Annotated in this window: 1 pseudogene; it reads right to left on the bottom strand. The window is 24.8% G+C overall.

Annotation, left to right across the window (positions count from 1 at the left end):
• Positions 1-26: 26 nt before the first annotated feature.
• A pseudogene (locus KDK95_RS39045) lies at positions 27-411 on the bottom strand (phage head morphogenesis protein); the annotation flags it as partial.

Here is a 411-nt window from a genome sequence, read left to right as displayed (position 1 = left end):
ATCTAACTGTGCAAAATACATTTTAATCACCTAACTTTATATATTATGTTACCACTATTATATAATCTCTTTAGAATCATATCAATATCCTTATGATTGAATTTTTTTATATTCTTATTTTTATTATATTTTTTTATACAATCAATACAAGTTGATTTGCAATATTCTTTTGTCTTAGTTAAGTACTTTGTTTGACCTTTATTTGTAACAATTGTCAGTGTTTTAATAGAATTATTAAATATAAATAAATACAAGTCTGTAAGAGAAAAACTAGACTGTCCAGGATGGTTATGTAACATAACAATTGAATTCGGTTTACTGTCAAATAATAATTCGGTTGCTTTTTCCCCTGGCACAAAACATACACTATTTTGATCGCCATATACTTTTGTAACTTTAGCACCTTTTAAT

It is taken from the genome of Actinospica acidithermotolerans (assembly GCF_018139625.1).
GTDB classification, from domain to species: Bacteria; Actinomycetota; Actinomycetes; order Streptomycetales; family Catenulisporaceae; genus Actinospica; species Actinospica acidithermotolerans.
The sequence above is the reverse complement of the archived record's forward strand: the minus strand, read 5'-3'. Positions and strand labels throughout refer to the sequence as shown.